The sequence below is a fragment of the Mycobacterium sp. IDUB_19 genome, assembly GCF_055419445.1.
Genome location: NZ_JBVAXR010000036.1, coordinates 30,505 through 48,514, shown reverse-complemented (window position 1 = coordinate 48,514; position 18,010 = coordinate 30,505). Strand labels below are relative to the sequence as shown.

Here is an 18,010-nt window from a genome sequence, read left to right as displayed (position 1 = left end):
CACCCGCCCCGCGATCGCGGAACGGGTGGACTCAACCAGAACTACTGCGGCCTACACGTCGTAGTACAGCGCGAACTCGTACGGGTGCGGCCGGATCTGAACCGGCAGAATCTCGTTGTCACGTTTGAAGCTGATCCACGTCTCGATCAGGTCGGGCGTGAAAACGCCTCCCTCAGTGAGGTATTCGTGGTCCTCTTCCAGCCGGTCGATCACCGCGGACAGCTGAGTGGGTGCCTGCGGGATGTTGGCGGCCTCTTCCGGCGGCAGCTCGTAGAGGTCCTTGTCGACTGGCGACTGCGGTTCGATCTTGTTCTTGATGCCGTCCAGCCCGGCCATCAGCATGGCCGCGAACGCTAGATACGGGTTGCCCGACGAGTCCGGGCAGCGGAACTCCAGCCGCTTGGCCTTGGGGTTGCTGCCGGTGATCGGGATACGCACACACGCCGACCGGTTGCGCTGGCTGTAGACCAGGTTGATCGGGGCCTCGAAGCCGGGCACCAGCCGCTTGTAGGAGTTGGTCGTCGGGTTGGTGAAGGCCAGCAACGACGGCGCGTGGTGCAGCAGGCCGCCGATGTAGTGGCGCGCGGTGTCCGACAGACCGGCGTACCCGGTCTCGTCGTACATCAATGGGCTGCCGTCTTTCCACAACGACTGGTGGGTGTGCATGCCGGAGCCGTTGTCGCCGAACAGCGGCTTGGGCATGAACGTGACGGTCTTGCCGGCCTGCCAAGCGGTGTTCTTGACGATGTACTTGTACAGCTGCATGTCGTCGGCCGCGTGCAGCAGCGTGTTGAACTTGTAGTTGATCTCGGCCTGCCCGCCGGTGCCCACCTCGTGGTGGCCCTTCTCCAGGCTGAAGCCCGCTGTGATCAGGTTGGACAGCATCCTGCCGCGTAGGTCGACGTAGTGGTCGACCGGGGCAACCGGAAAGTACCCGCCCTTGGGGCGCACCTTGTACCCGCGGTTGGGGCTGCCGTCGTTCTCGGTCGGCTCGCCGGTGTTCCACCAGCCCGAGATCGCATCCACCTCGTAGAACGAGCCGTTGGTGCGCGAGTCGAAGCTCACCGAGTCGAAGATGTAGAACTCGGCCTCGGCACCGAAGTAGGCGGTGTCGGCCACGCCCGTGCTCTTCAGGTAGTTCTCGGCCTTGCGGGCGACGTTGCGCGGGTCGCGGGAGTACGCCTCGAGGGTGAACGGGTCGTGCACGAAGAAGTTGAGGTTCAGCGTTTTGGCTTCAGTGAACAGGTCTATCTGCGCGGTCGCAGGGTCGGGGAGGAGCAGCATGTCCGACTCGTGGATCGACTGGAATCCGCGAATCGACGAGCCGTCGAAGGCCAAACCGTCGTCGAAGACGCTCTGGTCGAAGAACGAAATCGGAATCGTGAAGTGCTGCATGATGCCGGGCAGGTCACAGAACCGAACGTCGACAAATTCGACGTTCTCGTCCTTGGCGAGCTTGAAGACGTCGTCGGGCGTCTTTTCCGTCACTGAAAGCTCCTTTGCTTGATAATCCGCGGCCTGACGCTATGGAGATGATGTTGCCCGCCCATCAACCCCGTGTTGCGCGGAGGTTACGTGACCACGCGTCCCACAAAGCAGAGCGGAGCACCGGCGGGTTCTATTGTGAGGCCCATGGATCGCAAAATCGTATCCGGTCCTCCGTGCGGACGCAGCAGACAGTACCGGCTTCCGGTCCCGGCGACCTCCATGGCTCCCGATCCGGCGAGAGGTCGATGATGCCGGAGTCGCGCCCGGCATACCCCGGCGAGACGCTCGGCCTGCCGCACAGCGGGCCGGGATCGCTGGCGTCGATGGGGCGCCGCCTGGCCGCACTTTCGATCGACTGGCTGATCGCCTACGGCCTGGCAGCACTGGCCATGGCGTTCGGCGTGTTCTCCGAGCGGATGTTGTCGACGGCGGTGTTGGTGATCTGGTTTTTGCTCGGCCTGGTTGCGGTGCGGCTGTTCGGATTCACGCCCGGTCAGCTGGCGCTCGGCCTTGGGGTGGTGGCGCTGGACGGACGCCTGGGCGTCGGCCGCGCGGCGGCGCGCGGGCTGCTGGTCGCCCTGGTGATCCCGGCGTTGTTCACCGACTGGGATGGGCGGGGCATCCAAGACCGGGTCACCAACACGGCCGTGGTGCGCCGCTGAATCCGACGGCGCCTACTTGCGGCGGACGGTGCGCTGCACGCCCTTCATCTTGCCGGCGTTGGGCAGCGGGCCCTTGGGCATGACGGCGGCACCGGCCCGCGACCCCAGCGCAGCCAGCCGCGACTCCAGGGTGTCCATCTGCTTGACGCTGATGTTGGCCGGAAGCCGGGTCAGATGACGCTCCAGCTTGCCCAGCGGAACCTCACCGTCGCCGTTGCCGACGATGACGTCGTAGATCGGCACGTCGCCGACCAGCCGCGCGGTGCGTTTCTTCTCTTGGGCCAGAAGCGGTTTGACCCGAGTGGTGGATCCCTCACCGACGAAGATGACGCCCGGGCGGCCGATCACCCGATGCACCGCGTCGAAGTGTCCGGTGGCCGCCACGCCCGGAGTGACCCGCCACTTGCCGCGCAGGTTGTCCAGCACCCAGGCCGCCGCACCGGTTTGCCCCTCGGCTTGGCGGTAGACGGATTTCTGGGCGCGGCGGCCGAAGATGATGAACGCCACCAGCAGGCCCAGCACCACGCCGAGCGGGATCAGGGTGATCATGGTGAACCCGCCGACCAGCACACCCACCGTCACCGAGACGGCCACGATCAGCACGAAGGCCCCGATCATGTAGGGGAGCAGGCGCTTGTCCTGTTTGCGCTGCATGTTGAACGCCTGCCACAGCTGGCCGCGGCGCTCCTTGGCCGCGGCCTTGCGGGCGGCGGTCGCCGCTGCCCGGGCGGCCTTGTTCTCGGCGGTACTGCGGGGTTTAGCCATAATCACTAAGAATACGTACGCGCCCGGTCGGCGACGGCCCCGAGTTACCCCACGGCGTCCGAGGCGCGGCCGCGCACGGCCTGCGCATACAGCCGGCCGGCGCGATACGACGAGCGCACCAGCGGCCCGGCCAGCACGCCCGCGAAACCCAGCCCCTCGGCATGCTGCGCGAACTCGTCGAACTCCTGCGGGTGCACCCAGCGCTCCACCGGGTGATGGCGCGCCGACGGACGCAGGTACTGGGTGATGGTGACGATGTCGCAACCGGCGTCGTGCAGGTCGGCCAGCGCGGTGCGCACCTCGTCCGGGGTCTCACCCAGTCCGAGAATCAGGTTGCTCTTGGTGACCAGACCGGCCTCGCGCGCCGCGGTGAGCACACCCACGCTGCGCGCGTAGGTGAAGGCCGGCCGGATCCGCTTGAAGATGCGTGGCACCGTTTCGAGGTTGTGCGCCAACACTTCCGGGCGCGACTCGAAGACTTCCGCAAGGCGCGCGGGCTCGCCGTTGAAGTCGGGGACCAACAGCTCGACACCGGTGGACGGGTTGAGCTCTTTGATCGCGCGCACGGTCTCGGCGTACAGCCACGCGCCGCCGTCGGGCAGGTCGTCGCGGGCGACGCCGGTGACGGTGGCGTAGCGCAACCCCATCGCCTGCACGCTCTCGGCGACCCGCCGGGGCTCGTCGCGGTCCAGCTCGGCGGGCTTACCGGTGTCGATCTGGCAGAAGTCGCAGCGGCGGGTGCACTGGTCGCCGCCGATCAGGAAGGTGGCTTCCCGGTCCTCCCAGCACTCGAAGATGTTGGGGCAGCCGGCCTCTTCGCAGACGGTGTGCAGACCCTCGCGCTTGACCAGGCTCTTGAGCTCGGTGTACTCCGGTCCCATCCGGGCCCGCGTCTTGATCCAGGGCGGCTTGCGCTCGATCGGGGTCTGAGCGTTGCGCACTTCCAGCCGCAGCAGTTTGCGGCCTTCGGGAGCGACAGTCACGTCGCCGATGCTACGCGGGCGGCGTCGTGTTCTCGCACCGGCAAGACGCCGTCGAGGGCATCGCACACCGCCTCGGCGACGGCCGCGCGGACCTCGTCGACGGTGATGATGCGCCCAAGTTCGGCGGACAACGACGTCACCCCGGCATCGGTGATACCGCAGGGCACGATGGAGGTGAACGCGGCCAACTCGCAGTCACAGTTCAGTGCGAACCCGTGCAGTGTCGTCGCTCGCGACACCCGGACTCCGATAGCGGCGACCTTGCGTGCGGGCCGGCCGGGCAGCCAAACGCCCGAGCGGCCGTCGACCCGGCCCGCGTCCAGGCCCAGATCGCAACACACCTTGATCAGCGATTCCTCAAGGCGCCGAACATAATTCACCACATCGAGGGGTTCACCCAGGCCGATGATCGGATAACCGACCAGCTGGCCCGGGCCGTGCCAGGTGATCTTGCCGCCACGGTCGGTGTCGACGACCGGGGTGCCGTCAACGGGTCGTTCGTGTGGCTCGGTGCGCCGTCCGGCGGTGTAGACCGCGGGATGCTCGAGCAGCAGCAGGGTGTCGCCGCCGCCGGCGACCCTGGCGTCGGCCAGGTCGCGCTGCAGCTGCCAGGCGGTGCGATAGTCGACCGTCCCGAGTTGACGGACCTCGATCGCCGCCCCGCTGGACCGGATGGAACCCATCACGCTGGCCAACGCTACGCGAACAGCTGCGGGTTCGCCGCGACGTACTGCTCGACGCTCAACGCGGGTTGGCCGGTGATCTGCTCGACGTCGTCGGTGGACCGGTCGTAGCGGCCCGCGCGGTGCAACTTCGCCATCGTCGCGAGGTGTTGCGCAACGTGTGCGGGCAGGCCGATGGGCTGAAGAACCTCGTGGACCCAGGTGTCTTGCGCGATGTCGGCGCCCGTGATCGGGCGATGTAAGGCGCGGGCGTACTCCGCGGCCAGCCCGTCGATGTCCAGGCTTGCCGGGCCGGTCAACTCGTAGACGGCGCCGATGCGACCCACCGGGTTCAGCAGCACCGCGGCGACCACGCGGGCGACGTCACTGGCCGCGATCGGCGAGGTCCGGCCGGTCCCGAACGGCAGCTCCAACACATCCCGTTCCCGCAACGACGGCGCGGCCAGCGAGGTGAAGATCGGATTGTCCAAAAAGGTTGTCGGCCGGATGTGCACCACCGGCACGCCCGACCAATTCATCACCCGCTCGGCGAGCCAGTGCAGGCGATGCTGACGAGACTCGTCGGTGCTCGTCAGCGTCATCTGCGACACCGTCATCTGCGACATGTTCACGATCACCTCGAGGCGACCCGATTCCAGCGCTGCCGCACACACCACCGCTGTCGCCTGCAGGTAGTCGGGCGAGACGCTCATCGAAAAGAACATCCGGTCGGCCCCGGCCATCGCGTCGACCACGTCGCGCGGCTCGGTCAGGTCGCCGACCACCACCTCGGCGCCCAACGCGCGCAGCGAGTCGGCTCTTTCGTCGTCGTGGTGCACCATGGCGCGCACCTGCTCACCGCGCGACCGCAACTCTTCGACCACCGAGCGACTCACGCCACCGATTCCCCCGCCCGCGCCGGTAATCAAGTACATGTCTAGTCCTGGTCTCGCCGGGCGGTGGCGTAGCCGAGCGCCTCGCCAATCGTGTTGTGGTGGAACTGGAAACCGGCGCGCTCCAGCGCGGACGGGATGGCGCGCTGACCGGTCAGCAGCCCCTCGTCGGCGAATTCTCCGAGCGCGGCCCGCACCGCGAAGGCCGGCAGCATCGTCGGGGTCGGACGATTGACCGCGCTGCCCAGGGCCGTGGTGAACTCGGCATTGGTGACGGGCGCGGGTCCGGTCATGTTCACCGGGCCGGACAGCGACGGGTGCGAGATCGCGAACAGCAAGGCCCGCACCTCGTCTTCCAGGCTGATCCACGACATGTACTGACGGCCGCTGCCCAGCCGGGCGCCCAGGCCCACCGAGAAAAGCGGTCGCATCCGGCGCAACGCGCCGCCGGCCGCGGCCATCACCAGGCCGGTGCGGGCCAGCACCACGCGGGCGCCGCCGTATTGGGCCGGCAGCGTCGCAGCTTCCCAGTCCTCGCAGAGCCGGGCGAGGAAACCCGTTCCCGCCCTGTCGTTTTCGTCGACCACGCGGTCTCTGGTGTTTCCGTAGTAACCCACCGCGCTGGCGTTGATCAGGGTTTCGACGCCGGCGTCGGCGACCGCGTTCGCCAGCACCTCCGTCGGAGTGATGCGGCTGTCGCGCAGGCGCTGCTTGAAGGCACCCGACCACCGGCGCTGACCGACGTTGACGCCGCACAGGTTGACGACGGCGTCGACGTCGGTCAGCGCCTCGGGGTCGAAATCGCCGCTTTCCGGATTCCAGTGCAGCTCATCGGAATTCGACGGAGTCCGGCGCACGATGCGCAGCACCCGATGGTCGGTGCCCCGTAGGGCCGCAGCCAAGGCGGAGCCGATCAAACCCGACGAACCCGCAATCGCGATGACGGGCCTGGTCAATTCGCTGAGCCTTTCTCAAAGCCCTAGGTCGGCCTCGAACGCTCCCTCTTCAAGCCGGTGCTTGATCGTGGTGAGGAATCGTCCGGCATCGGCCCCGTCGATCAGCCGATGGTCGTAGGTCAGCGGTAGGTAGCAAATCGAGCGCACCCCGATCGACTCGTTGCCGCTGTCGTCAACCACCACTCGCGGCCGCTTGACGATCGCGCCGGTGCCCAGCATGGCGGCCTGCGGCGGAACCAGGATCGGGGTGTCGAACAATGCGCCCTGGCTGCCGATGTTGGTGATGGTGAAGGTGCCGCCGGACAACTCGTCGGGCTTCAGGTTGCCCGACCGGGTGCGTTCGGCGATGTCGGCGATCGCGCGGGCCAACCCGGCCAGCGACAGGTCGCCGGCATTGTGGATCACGGGCGAGAGCAGGCCCTGCTCGGTGTCGACGGCGAAGCCGAGGTGCTCGGCGTCGTAGTAGGTGATCTCTTTCGAGTCCTCGTCGTAGCTGGCGTTGACGTTGGGGTGGATCTTCAGCGCGTCGATCACCGCCTTGGCGATGAACGGCAGGTAGGTCAGATTTACGCCCTCGCGCTCGGCGAACGCCGTCTTGGCCCGGGCCCGCAGCCCCACGATCTTGGTCATATCGACCTCGTGGGTCTGGGTGAGCTGCGCGGTGGCCTGCAGCGATTCGCGGGTCTTCTTGGCGGTGATCTGGCGGATCCGGTTGGCCTTCTGCGTGGTGCCGCGCAGGTGGGCCAGCGCGGGTTCCGGACTCGGCGCCGCCGCAGCCCTGGCCGCCGGGGCGGCGGGAGCCTGCGCGGCCGGAGCGGGCGTCTTGGCGGCGTCTTGCTTCTGTTGCGCGGCGGCCAGCACGTCCTGCTTGCGGATGCGGCCACCGACGCCCGTGCCCTTCACCTGGGCAAGGTCGATGCTGTTTTCGGTGGCGAGTTTGCGCACCAGCGGGGTCACGTACGGAGCGCCGTTACCCTGGGCCGCCGCCGGCTGGGCCGGTTCGGCCTTCGGAGCCGGTGCCTGGGCAGCCGGCGCGGGTTCGGCCTTGGGTTCCGGTGCGGGAGCGGGTTTGGCGGCAGGCGCCGGCGGGGCCTCGGCCTTGGGCTGGGGTGCCGGTTCGGGTTCCGGCTTCGGCGGGGGCGGCGGCGTGGCGGCGGCAGCGGAACCGGAGCCGATCCGGGCCAGCTCGCCGCCGACCGGCACGGTGGCGTCCTCGTCGGCGGTGATACTGACCAGGACTCCGGCCACCGGTGACGGAATCTCGGTGTCCACCTTGTCGGTGGACACCTCCACCAGCGCTTCGTCTACCTGAACCGAGTCGCCGACCTTCTTGAGCCAGCGAGTGACGGTGCCCTCGGCGACAGACTCGCCCAGCTCGGGCATCAGCACCGGGGTCGCGCTGCCGTTGCCGGAACTCGGCGGGGCAGCCTGCGCTGCGGGTTCGGGCTGACGCTCAGGCTCCGGTTGCGCCGCGGGCTCGGGCTCGGGTTCCGGCGGCGGCGGCGCGGATTCGGCCTCCGGTTGGCTTGGCGCCTGGGCGGGCGCTGCCGAGGCGCCGTCCGCGGCGGAGTCGCCGATGACGGCCAGCTCACCGCCGACCTCGACGGTGTCGTCCTCCTGGGCGACGATCTTCGTCAGCACACCCGCGGCGGGGGACGGGATTTCGGTGTCGACCTTGTCGGTCGACACTTCGACGAGCGGTTCGTCGAGTTCGACCGTGTCGCCTTCCTGCTTGAGCCAGCGGGTGACCGTCCCCTCGGTGACGCTCTCACCGAGTGCCGGCATCTGGACAGAGAAGGCCATCTCTTTTGACTCCTCGATTGCTCGTGGGTCGGCGCAGGTCGACATCTGACTTACCACACCGTGGTGTACTGCGTGTTGACGTCAAAACTATCCTGTCATTGCCTCTGCGTCGGCACACATCCAGGGCTGACCCGGCTTGCCACGGTGTGGCCGCTGTTAGTCAGAGCAAACCGCGGGGAGGCGGAGGTTCCATGCCGGCTACACAGGCACCCCAGAAGTTCGTTGATAGCGCGGACGGCGTCCGCATCGCGGTCTACGAAGAAGGCAACCCGGACGGTCCCACGATCGTGCTGGTACACGGCTTTCCCGATTCGCACGTGCTGTGGGACGGCGTCGTCCCGCTGCTGGCCGAGCGGTTCCGGATCATCCGCTACGACAACCGCGGTGTCGGCCTGTCGGGGACGCCCAAGGGAGTCTCGGAGTACACCATGGCTCACTTTGCCGACGATTTCGCCGCGGTGACAGGCGAACTGAGCCCCGGCCAGCCGGTGCATGTGCTGGCCCACGACTGGGGTTCGGTGGGTATCTGGGAGTACCTGAAACGGTCGGGGGCCGGCGACCGGGTCGCCTCGTTCACGTCGGTGTCCGGCCCGAGCCAGGAGCAACTGGTCGAGTACATCTTCAGCGGTCTGCGCCAACCGTGGCGCACGCGAAGGTTTGCCCGCTCGATCAGTCAGGCGTTGCGCCTGACCTACATGGTCCTGTTCTCGATCCCGGTGTTGGCGCCGCTGCTGATTCGGGCGGCGTTCTCGGTGCGGGCGGTGCGGCGCAACATCGTCGACAACATTCCCGATGAGCAGATCCACCACTCCGCGAACTTCGCCAGGGATGCGGCCAGCTCGGTAAAAACCTATCCCGCCAACTACTTTCGCTCGTTCTCCGGTCGCGGCCAGGCTATCCACGTCGTCGATGTGCCGGTGCAGCTGATCGTCAACACCCGCGACAAGTACGTCCGGCCGTACGGCTACGACGAGACCGCGCGGTGGGTGCCGCGGCTGTGGCGGCGCGACATCAGGGCCGGTCACTTTTCGCCGATGTCACACCCGCAGGTGATGGCGGCCGCGGTGCACGACTTCGCCGACCTGGCCGACGGCAAGGCGCCCAGTCGTGCGCTGCTGCGCGCGCAGATGGGCCGTCGCCGCGGGTCGTTCGGCGACACCCTGGTGTCGGTCACCGGTGCCGGCAGCGGAATCGGGCGCGAGACCGCGTACGCCTTCGCCCGCGAGGGCGCCGAGCTGGTGGTCAGCGACATCGACGAAGCCGCCGTCAAGGAGACCGCGGCCGAGATCACCTCACGCGGCGGCGTTGCGCACGCCTACGTGCTCGATGTGTCCGACACCGACGCGGTCGAGGCCTTCGCCGAGCGGGTCAGCACCGAACATGGCGTGCCCGACATCGTGGTCAACAACGCGGGCATCGGGCAGGCCGGCCAGTTCTTGGACACCCCTGCCGAACAGTTCGACCGGGTACTCGACGTCAATCTCGGCGGTGTGGTGAACGGCTGCCGGGCGTTCGGGCGACGTTTGGTCGAGCGCGGCACCGGCGGGCACATCGTCAACGTGTCGTCGATGGCCGCCTACGCCCCGCTGCAGTCGCTGAACGCCTACTGCACGTCCAAGGCGGCGACCTACATGTTCTCTGACTGCCTGCGCGCCGAACTCGACGCCGCCGACGTCGGGCTGACCACGATCTGCCCCGGCGTCATCGACACGAACATCATCAACACCACCCGGTTCGACGCGCCGGTGGGCAAGCAGGACGAGCAGGTCGACGGCCGGCGAGGTCAGCTGGGCAAGATGTTCGCGCTGCGCCGGTACGGGCCCGACAAGGTCGCCAACGCAATCTTGTCGGCGGTGCAGAAGAACAAGCCGATCCGACCGGTGGCGCCGGAAGCCTATGCGCTCTATGGCGTTTCGCGGGTGCTGCCGCAGGCGCTGCGCAGCACCGCGCGGTTCCGGGTGATCTAGACCGGCTCAGGCCGCGGGTGCACCTTCACGCCGCATCACCAGTGCACCGGCGATCCCGAGGATGCCGACGACCGTCAACGGGATGGTCCAGGTGCGACGGCTACCCAACGACGATTCGCATTGCGCCACATAGTCGGTGTGCGGCACGACTTGGTTGACGATCGGAATGCTCGCCACGCTCTTGTCATTGGCGTTGCGCGCCGCGGTGAGATCCGCGACGACCGCGTTCCCGCAGCCTATGGACGTGCCGCTGCCGTCCGACACCGATACCGGCACCAAGAGCCCGATCACACCGGCCAGTAGCAGCACCGCTGCCGCACCAAGGATCAACCGACGCACCGTCATGATTCGCCTCCCATCGACAATCGATCGGTGGGGAGGTTATCCGCGACGTGGGTGGTCTAAACCCGGGTGACCTCAGCCATTCACTAGCCCTTTTCGCAGATATCCTCGAGCACCGCGAACATCGTCCGGGTCGGTACGCCGGTGGAGCCCTTCGGCGAGTATCCCCACGGGCTGCCGGTGTTGTAGGCCGGGCCGGCCACGTCGATGTGCGCCCAGCCGACCCCTTCGGCGACGAACTCGCGCAGGAACACCCCGGCCACCAGCATGCCGGCGAAGCGTTGCCCGCTGATGTTGGAAAGGTCGGCCACTGTGGACTTCAGGTCGTCCTTGAGCTCGTCGGGCAGCGGCATCGGCCAGCCGTTCTCGCCGACCCGCTGCGAGATCGCGGCGACCCGATCGCGGAACTCGTCGCTGCCCATCACGCCGGGGATGCGGGCGCCCAGCGCCACCGTCTGCGCACCGGTCAGCGTGGACGTCTCGATGAGATAGTCCGGGTTGTCCTCGCACGCCCGCACGATGGCGTCGGCCAGGATGAGCCGGCCCTCGGCGTCGGTGTTCTGCACCTCGACCGTGATTCCGCCGTACTGCGTCAGCACGTCGCCGGGCCGCTGTGCCGTTCCCGAGGGCATGTTCTCTGCCATCGGCACGGTCGCGATCACGTCGATCGGCAGCCCGAGCTGCGCGGCCAGCGTGACGGTCGCGATCACCGCGGCGGCACCGCCCATGTCCGAGGTCATGTTGTGCATGGAGGCAGCCGGCTTGATCGAGATGCCGCCGGTGTCGAACGTGACGCCCTTGCCGACCAGCGCTACCTTCTTGGCTTGCTTGGGCTTCTTGGCCAGCTTCGACCCGCGGTGGATCAATCGCACCAGCCGCGGTGGCCGCGACGAGCCCTGCCCGACGCCGACAATCCCGCCGTAGCCACCTTTTTGCAGCGCCTTGTCATCGAGCACTTCCACTTCAAGGCCGACGGAGTCACCCAAAGCCTTTGCGCGCTGGGCGAATTCGGCGGGGAAGAGGTGGCTGGGCGGGGTGTTGACGAAGTCGCGGGCGGTGGCGACGGCGGTGGCGACGGCCGCGCCGTGCGCGCTCTGCTTCTTGGCTTCCTTGTCGGTGGCGAGCACGGTGATCTTGCTCAGCCCTTTGTCTTTGGGCGCGGTCTTGCCGCTGCGGAAGGCGGTGAACCGGTAGCTGCCCAGGATCAGCCCTTCGACCGCGGCGGCGGCGACGTCCTCGCCGGGCAACTCGCCCAGCGTGGTGATCACGGTTTCGGCTCCGCCCAGCGAGCGCGCGGCCACACCGGCGGCGCGCCGGATGGTGTCGGCGGGCCACTCGGATCGTGGCTTGCCCAGGCCGACCGTGAGCACGCTGGCCACCGGAAGCGCCGGTACCACGAGCCGATGTATCTGGTCACTGGCGCCGGTCGCCTCCAGCGCGATCAAGTCGGCCTCGATTTCGTCGATGGCGTCGCTGGACAGGAACGGCTCCGCCGACAAGACGACCGCGCCCGGCCGGTCTTGGGACTCATCGCTGTCACCGGTCGAGACGACCGGGACGAGCAAGACCGCAGAACCCACACCGCGTTTCGGCAGCGACGTGGCGACAGTGACGGAAGGAGCCTGGTATCCCGGTTCGGTACTCACGCGTCATCACCCTAGTCACCGGGGGTGGTCCTTAGCTCGGCAGCGTCCGCGCGTGTAGGTCGAAGGCGGTCACCGGCTCCTCAAACCCTTTGAGAGTCAACGGGCCATACGCGACCGCGGGCCAGTCGGGCAACTCGTCATGCAGCTCGGGTGTAGCCAGGATCTGTTCTGGCGTCGCTGCGGCCACGAGCCGGGCGGCCAGGTTGACCGGGTTGCCGAAGTAGTCGCCGTTGATGGCCACGACCGTGCCGTACGCCAGGCCGGCGCGGACCTGGAGTCCTTCCTCGCGCGCTTTGGGGTGCTCGACGAGATCAACCGCGGCCCGCACCAGCTGCCGGGGCGATGAGCTCACCCACATCACCTCGTCGCCGATGAACTTCACCACCCGGCCACCGTCGGCATGCACCACGTCGGAGACGGTGCCGGCGAACTCGTTGAGCAGATAGGACAACTGCGCCGGCGTCAGTGCCTGAGTCAACGCGGTGAAGCCGGACAGATCCGCGAAACCAACTCCGCACACCACCGACGCCGACGTGTCGCGAAGGACACCCTCGAAGTGCGTGCGGGCGCTGGTCAGGTGGTGGCGGTGCACGATGTCGATCAGCGCCCCGATCCGGGGGACGAACTCGGCGACCGAGCGGTACGCCTGCGCCGTGGCGAGCTCGTCACGGGTGTGGTTCATCTGGATGTCCGGCGTCCCGGCGCGGATCATCGTCGACTCGGCTTCAGCCAGCCGGGCCATGGCGGCGCCCAGTACCCGCAACAGACCCAATGCGCCGTCCTCGCCGACCACCACCTTGAGCGCGAGCCAGGTTGCCAGGGCGTCGACGTCGGCTTGGCTCAGCACGGGGACATCGGGACCGGCGACCGTGAGGCCGAGCAAAGCCCAGGCGCGCGCGACGTCCTGGGCTGTTATCCCAAGTTCGTCGGCCGCGGTCTGCAACGTGTAGATCGGCCGCCCCGACCACGACAGAACGTCGCCGGCCAGGCCGAACAGCCGGCCGCGGAGTTCGGCTTCCGCCATCTCCTCGACGGTGAACCCGAGATCGTCCAGATACTTGATCAGGTCGGCCCGTTCGCGCGGATCTGCGATTCCGGCCGCCTGAAGCGCTTCGAAATCCGAGGAATCGGACACCTACCCAAGTGTGCCACTAAAGCCGATAGTGGCGACCCCACTAAGGTGGGTCGTCGTGAGCGATGCGACGGAGCCGATCAAGGGACCGCTGGAAGATCGGCATCGCGAGTTGGGCGCCAATTTCGCCGAATTCGGCGGCTGGCTGATGCCGGTGTCCTATGCGGGCACCGTCAGCGAGCACAACGCGACCCGCAACGCCGTCGGTCTGTTCGACGTCAGCCACCTCGGAAAGGCGCTGATCCGCGGGCCGGGCGCCGCGCAGTTCGTCAACTCCGCGCTGACCAACGACCTGGGCCGGATCGCGCCGGGCAAGGCCCAATATACGTTGTGCTGCACCGAATCCGGTGGCGTCATCGACGACCTGATCGCCTACTACGTCGACGACGACGAGATCTTTCTGGTGCCCAATGCCGCCAACACCGCCGCGGTGGTCGAGGCGCTGCAGGCCGCCGCGCCCGCCGGCCTGACGATCACCAACGAGCACCGCTCCTACGCGGTGCTGGCGGTGCAGGGACCGCGATCGACGGATGTGCTCGGCGAGCTGGGGCTGCCGACCGAGATGGATTACATGGCCTACGCCGACGCCTCCTTCTCGGGCGTGCCGGTGCGGGTCTGCCGCACCGGGTACACCGGCGAGCACGGCTACGAACTGCTGCCGCCCTGGGATTCGGCGGCTGTGGTGTTCGACGCACTGGTGACGGCGGTGTCGAACGCGGGCGGCGAGCCGGCCGGCCTGGGGGCCCGCGACACCTTGCGTACCGAGATGGGTTACCCGCTGCACGGCCACGAGCTGTCACTCGACATCTCGCCACTGCAGGCCCGCTGCGGCTGGGCGATCGGCTGGAAGAAGGACGCGTTCTTCGGTCGCGACGCGCTGCTGGCTGAGAAGTCGGCGGGGCCGCGACGGCTGTTGCGGGGGCTGCGGATGCAAGGCCGTGGCGTGTTGCGGCCCGGGCTGACGGTGCTTGCCGAGGACAAGCCGGTCGGTGTCACCACGTCCGGGACGTTTTCGCCGACCTTGCAAGCCGGCATCGCGCTCGCGTTGATCGACACCGACGCGGGCGTGGACGACGGTCAGCAAATCACCGTCGACGTGCGCGGCCGCGCCGCAGAGTGCGAAGTGGTGCGCCCGCCGTTCGTCGAGCTGAAAACCCGCTAGCCACCGCACCTTCACGCGGGAAAAACCCGTTGGCACGCGCATATACAATCGGCGCATGACGAGCGGCCTTCTCGAGTTCACCGTTCAACGCGCGTCTAATCCCGCTAGTGGCGTAGAGCGTGACTCCATCCTGGCCGACCCCGGCTTTGGCAAATTCTTCACCGACCACATGGTCTCCGTCGACTACGACGAAGGCCAGGGCTGGCACAACGCGCAGGTCATTCCGTACGGCCCGATCCAGCTGGACCCCTCGGCGATCGTGCTGCACTACGCGCAAGAAGTGTTCGAGGGGCTCAAGGCATACCGCTGGGCCGACGGCTCGGTCGTGTCATTTCGCCCGGACGCCAACGCCACCCGGATGCGTTCGTCGGCCCGGCGGATCGCGATCCCCGAGCTGCCCGACGAGCTCTTCCTCGAATCCCTGCGCCAGCTCATCGCTGTCGACAACGCATGGGTGCCCCGGGCGGGCGGCGAAGAGGCGTTGTATCTGCGGCCGTTCATCTTCGCGACGGAGCCGGGACTGGGGGTACGGCCGGCCAAGCACTACCGGTACCTGCTGATCGGTTCACCGGCCGGCGCGTACTTCAAAAACGGCGTCAACCCCGTTGACGTCTACGTGTCAACGGATTACGTGCGAGCCTGCCCCGGCGGTACCGGCGCGGCCAAGTTCGGCGGCAACTACGCCGCGTCACTACTTGCTCAGGCCGAAGCCGCGGAAAACGGTTGCGACCAAGTGGTTTGGCTTGATGCCGTCGAGCGTCGCTTCGTCGAAGAGATGGGCGGCATGAACCTGTTCTTCGTGCTCGGCAGCGGCGGTACCTCGCGGCTGGTCACCCCGGAGCTGTCCGGGTCGCTGCTGCCCGGCATCACACGGGATTCGTTGCTGCAGTTGGCACTTGATGCCGGATTCACCGTCGAAGAGCGCAAGATCGATATCGACGAGTGGCAGAAGAAGGCCGCCGCGGGGGAGATCACCGAGGTATTCGCGTGTGGCACCGCCGCCGTGATCACGCCGGTCGCGCGGGTGAAGTACGCCGACAGCGAGTTCACCATCGCCGACGGCCAGCCGGGCGAAGTGACGATGGCGTTGCGCGACACGCTGACCGGCATTCAGCGCGGCACCTTCGCCGACACCCACGGCTGGATGTCCCGGCTGGGCTAAGGCCCACGTTAGAAGCGAACCAGCGCCGCGAGCGCCACGGCGCTGACGGTCGTGGTGAGTTCGATTGCGGCGCCCAGCACGTCGCCGCTGATGCCGCCGAAGCGGCGCACGCAGTGCGCCACCAGCACTGCGCCGCAGCACAGGGCCAGCGTCACCGCGGCCGGACCCTGCCACGGTCGCGGGCCGGCCAGCAGCGAAACCGCAAGCAGCACCACGACCCAGCCCGCCACCACCGGGACGGGCTGCGTGCCGGCGACTTGGACTCCCAGTGCGCTACCGTCGGCCGCCGGCACCGAACGGCGGCAGGCCAGCACGGCGGTCACCCGCCCGGCGGCGACCGCCACGATGATCGCGGCAAGCCCGTGGTGCCAGGTCGCACCGAGTGCGGCAAACGCCAATCCCTGCAACAGGATCACCAGCACGACGGCCGCGACACCAAACGGCCCGGTCGTCCCGTCGCGCATCACCGCCAGGGCGCGCGGCGGCGGGCCGTAGCAGCCCAGCCCGTCGGCCGTATCGGCGACGCCGTCGATGTGCAGTCCGCGGGTGGCGAGCAGAAGTGCTGCCACCGCAAGCAATCCCGGCAGCGGGCTGTACGCGCCGAAGGCCAGCGCGCCGCCCCAGGTGATGCCCGCGGCCAGCGTTCCCAAGGCCGCGCCGACTATCGGCAGCGCGGTCATGGTGCCGCGGCCCATCGCGGCGTCGCCGGAAGCCGGCATCGGCAACACCGTTCCAAATGCGAAAGCCGTTGCCAGCGAACGGATCACGGGGAAGGCTGAGCTTCGTCAGGCCGGTCGGATACGCCGGCCTCGGTGAACGTCGCCATCGACGACAGCGTGGCCACCGCGGCGCGCAGCACCGGCAGCGCGAGCGTCGCGCCGCTGCCCTCGCCCAGCCGCATGCGCAGGTCCAGAATCGGGTCCAGGTCGAGAGCGGTCAGGGCCAGCGTGTGGCCGGGTTCGGTGGAGCGATGACCCGCTTGCCACCATTGCCGCGCGCCCGGTGCCAGGCGTTCGGCGACCAGGGCGGCCGCCGTCACGGCCATGCCGTCGAGTAGCAGCGGGGTGCGCCGCACCGCGGCTTGTGCGCAAAAGCCGGCCATCGCGGCCAGATCCGCGCCGCCGCAACAGCGCAGCAATGCCACCGGGTCGGGCAACACCGGCCGTGTCCGGAATAGGGCGTCGCGGACCGCGGCCGTCTTGCGTGCCCAGCCGGCGTCGTCGATTCCGGACCCGAAGCCGACCACCGCGACCGGCTCGGCGTTGGTCAACGCCGCCACCAAAACCGCAGCCGCCGTAGTGTTTCCGATGCCCATATCGCCGGCGATGAGCAAGTCGGCGCCCGCGTCGACCTCTTCGTCGGCGATGCGTTGACCCGCCGCGATCGCGGTGGCGGTCTCCTCGTCGGTTAGCGCGTCCTGTACGGCGATGTCGCCGCTGGCGCGCCGCACCTTGTGGGCGCCGATCTGCTCGGACAGCGGCTCGGCGTCCACCGCCAAATCGGCGATCCGCACCGTCGCGTCCGCAATCGCGGCCAGTGTGTTGATCGCTGCCCCGCCGGCGTCGATGTTGGCGACCATCTGCGCCGTCACTTCCGGCGGGTACGCCGACACCCCGGAGCGGGCCACACCGTGGTCGCCGGCGAACACCACCACCCGGGCGCGCTCGAACTGCCGTGGCGGGCAATGGCCCTGGCAGGACGCTATCCAGATGGACAGCGCCTCGAGACGGCCCAGCGCCCCGCGTGGCTTGGTCAGGGTGTCCTGCCGTGCGGCCGCGGCCGCGGCGGCGGCCGCGTCAGGCGGCGAGATCGGCGGAAATTCCGTCATGTCCCGGACGATTTGATCGACACCGGCTGACCGGCCACCACCAACACCACCCGCTCGCAAAGTGTCGCGACTCGCTGGTTGAGCGAGCCGAGCTCGTCGGCAAAGCGGCGGCCGGATGCGGTGGCGGGCACCACGGTCAATCCGACCTCGGGGCTGACCAGCACCAGCGTGGATTCAAATGCGCCGACCGCCCCGATCATCTCTTCGACCGGAGCGGCCACCGATCCGTTCTCCCAGGCCTGGTGGCGATCCAGAGTGCCGGTCAGCCACGCGCCGAGGTCGTCGACGAGGGTCGGGGTATCCGGCGATTGCCGCAATTCGGTTGTGATGTCCTGGGTTTCGACCGTCGACCAGTGTGCGGGCCGACGGTCGCGATGTTTGGCGATGCGCCGTGCCCAGTCCGCGTCCGCCTGGTCGCTGAGACCGGGAGCCAGGTACCGGACCGGCTGGCCGGGTGGAAGTGACGTGGCGATGGCTTCCTCGGCCCACCGGGATTTGCCCGACCTGATCCCGCCGAGCACCAGGGTGCGCACTGGGGTCAGAAGGCTTTCCGGCGACG

The 18,010-nt window shown here is 68.2% G+C and carries 17 protein-coding genes; 4 read left to right on the top strand and 13 right to left on the bottom strand.

Translation table 11 applies throughout. The features are described 5' to 3' along the window. Positions 1–51: 51 nt before the first annotated feature. The gene (gene glnA / locus ACZY0B_RS22270; protein ID WP_463766396.1) at positions 52–1,488 is read right to left on the bottom strand and encodes a type I glutamate--ammonia ligase; all 1,437 of its coding nucleotides are present in this window, start codon (positions 1,486–1,488) and stop codon (positions 52–54) included. 245 nt (positions 1,489–1,733) lie between these two features. Between glnA and ACZY0B_RS22265 the strand changes: the two genes are divergently transcribed. Then, positions 1,734–2,150: an RDD family protein gene (locus tag ACZY0B_RS22265; RefSeq protein WP_463766395.1), complete on the top strand. Its 417-nt coding sequence runs from the start codon at positions 1,734–1,736 to the stop codon at positions 2,148–2,150. A 12-nt stretch (positions 2,151–2,162) separates the two neighbouring features. On the opposite strand, the gene ACZY0B_RS22260 is transcribed toward ACZY0B_RS22265, so the two are convergent. From ACZY0B_RS22260 to sucB, 6 genes are read right to left on the bottom strand one after another with little or no spacing between them, the layout of a single operon-like run. Further along, positions 2,163–2,915, bottom strand: a complete 753-nt coding sequence (locus ACZY0B_RS22260; RefSeq protein WP_463766394.1) for a DUF4191 domain-containing protein — start codon at positions 2,913–2,915, stop codon at positions 2,163–2,165. Between the two features lie 44 nt (positions 2,916–2,959). Then, positions 2,960–3,898, bottom strand: coding sequence for a lipoyl synthase (lipA, locus tag ACZY0B_RS22255; protein WP_463766393.1), 939 nt, complete (start codon positions 3,896–3,898; stop codon positions 2,960–2,962). Further along, the gene (gene lipB, locus ACZY0B_RS22250; RefSeq protein ID WP_463766392.1) at positions 3,895–4,584 is read right to left on the bottom strand and encodes a lipoyl(octanoyl) transferase LipB; all 690 of its coding nucleotides are present in this window, start codon (positions 4,582–4,584) and stop codon (positions 3,895–3,897) included. The genes lipA and lipB overlap by 4 nt, the downstream gene beginning before the upstream one ends. An 11-nt stretch (positions 4,585–4,595) precedes the next feature. Then, complete coding sequence (locus ACZY0B_RS22245) at positions 4,596–5,495, bottom strand: NAD(P)H-binding protein (RefSeq protein ID WP_463766391.1); 900 nt, start codon at positions 5,493–5,495, stop codon at positions 4,596–4,598. A 2-nt stretch (positions 5,496–5,497) separates the two neighbouring features. Further along, positions 5,498–6,409 (bottom strand): TIGR01777 family oxidoreductase, encoded by a 912-nt coding sequence (locus ACZY0B_RS22240; protein WP_463766390.1) that lies wholly within the window; start codon positions 6,407–6,409, stop codon positions 5,498–5,500. A 15-nt stretch (positions 6,410–6,424) separates the two neighbouring features. Further along, entirely contained in the window at positions 6,425–8,212 is a 1,788-nt protein-coding gene (sucB, locus tag ACZY0B_RS22235) for a 2-oxoglutarate dehydrogenase, E2 component, dihydrolipoamide succinyltransferase (protein ID WP_463766389.1), read from the bottom strand. A 191-nt stretch (positions 8,213–8,403) separates the two neighbouring features. Here sucB and ACZY0B_RS22230 point away from each other — a divergent pair, with 191 nt between their 5' ends. Then, positions 8,404–10,179 (top strand): SDR family oxidoreductase, encoded by a 1,776-nt coding sequence (locus tag ACZY0B_RS22230; protein WP_463766388.1) that lies wholly within the window; start codon positions 8,404–8,406, stop codon positions 10,177–10,179. 6 nt (positions 10,180–10,185) lie between these two features. On the opposite strand, the gene ACZY0B_RS22225 is transcribed toward ACZY0B_RS22230, so the two are convergent. The 3 genes from ACZY0B_RS22225 to ACZY0B_RS22215 form a co-directional block, all read right to left on the bottom strand. After that, complete coding sequence (locus tag ACZY0B_RS22225) at positions 10,186–10,524, bottom strand: aminopeptidase (protein WP_463766387.1); 339 nt, start codon at positions 10,522–10,524, stop codon at positions 10,186–10,188. 83 nt (positions 10,525–10,607) lie between these two features. After that, on the bottom strand, positions 10,608–12,167 hold the full coding sequence (locus ACZY0B_RS22220) for a leucyl aminopeptidase (RefSeq protein ID WP_463766386.1): 1,560 nt from the start codon (positions 12,165–12,167) through the stop codon (positions 10,608–10,610). A gap of 31 nt (positions 12,168–12,198) precedes the next feature. Then, positions 12,199–13,302: an adenylate/guanylate cyclase domain-containing protein gene (locus ACZY0B_RS22215; protein WP_463766385.1), complete on the bottom strand. Its 1,104-nt coding sequence runs from the start codon at positions 13,300–13,302 to the stop codon at positions 12,199–12,201. 55 nt (positions 13,303–13,357) lie between these two features. On the opposite strand from ACZY0B_RS22215, the gene gcvT reads away from it, so the two are divergent. Further along, positions 13,358–14,461 (top strand): glycine cleavage system aminomethyltransferase GcvT, encoded by a 1,104-nt coding sequence (gene gcvT, locus ACZY0B_RS22210; RefSeq protein WP_463766384.1) that lies wholly within the window; start codon positions 13,358–13,360, stop codon positions 14,459–14,461. Between the two features lie 55 nt (positions 14,462–14,516). Next, positions 14,517–15,623 carry a branched-chain amino acid aminotransferase gene (locus tag ACZY0B_RS22205; RefSeq protein WP_463766383.1) on the top strand — a complete coding sequence of 369 codons (1,107 nt, stop codon included), beginning with the start codon at positions 14,517–14,519 and terminating at the stop codon, positions 15,621–15,623. A gap of 8 nt (positions 15,624–15,631) precedes the next feature. Here the strand turns inward: ACZY0B_RS22205 and ACZY0B_RS22200 are convergent, their stop codons facing one another. Genes ACZY0B_RS22200 through ACZY0B_RS22190 form a run of 3 tightly spaced genes read right to left on the bottom strand, consistent with a single transcriptional unit; the run spans position 15,632 to position 17,984 of the window. Then, positions 15,632–16,390, bottom strand: coding sequence for an adenosylcobinamide-GDP ribazoletransferase (locus ACZY0B_RS22200; RefSeq protein ID WP_463766382.1), 759 nt, complete (start codon positions 16,388–16,390; stop codon positions 15,632–15,634). Then, positions 16,387–17,451, bottom strand: a complete 1,065-nt coding sequence (gene cobT / locus ACZY0B_RS22195) for a nicotinate-nucleotide--dimethylbenzimidazole phosphoribosyltransferase (RefSeq protein ID WP_463766381.1) — start codon at positions 17,449–17,451, stop codon at positions 16,387–16,389. Before cobT ends, ACZY0B_RS22200 begins: the two co-directional genes overlap by 4 nt. After that, entirely contained in the window at positions 17,448–17,984 is a 537-nt protein-coding gene (locus tag ACZY0B_RS22190; RefSeq protein ID WP_463766380.1) for a bifunctional adenosylcobinamide kinase/adenosylcobinamide-phosphate guanylyltransferase, read from the bottom strand. The genes cobT and ACZY0B_RS22190 overlap by 4 nt, the downstream gene beginning before the upstream one ends. Positions 17,985–18,010 lie beyond the last annotated feature (26 nt).